The organism is Agrococcus jejuensis (genome assembly GCF_007679035.1).
Lineage (GTDB): Bacteria > Actinomycetota > Actinomycetes > Actinomycetales > Microbacteriaceae > Agrococcus > Agrococcus jejuensis_A.
The window spans coordinates 1-324 of record NZ_VEFR01000017.1; the positions used below are offsets into that span (position 1 = coordinate 1).

Below are 324 nucleotides of genomic sequence, written 5' to 3' on the forward strand. Positions count from 1 at the left end.
ATTTTACACTCAACCGGATACTCTAATAGCCGGTTAGGAGTGCATTCTGTGCACCCACAGAATCCTAAATTAAGTTTTGACGCTATGACAATAGTTGGAAATCTCAGTCGTGACAACGCTCAAAAGCTATCGTCATTTATGAGTATCGAACCACAAATTCGACTTTGGGATATACTACAAACGAAATTTAAAGCTAAAGCACTTCAAGAAAAAGTTTATATTGAATATGACAAAGTAAAAGCAGATACATGGGATAGACGTAATATGCGGGTTGAATTTAATCCGAATAAATTAACACACGATGAAATGCTATGGTTAAAGAAA

1 protein-coding gene is annotated in these 324 nt (G+C 35.2%); it reads left to right on the forward strand.

All coding sequences use genetic code 11. The features are described 5' to 3' along the window. Window positions 1-48: 48 nt before the first annotated feature. Window positions 49-324, forward strand: a 276-nt coding sequence (locus FS793_RS15890) for a hypothetical protein (RefSeq protein ID WP_440130473.1), incomplete at its 3' end; no start/stop codon positions are given.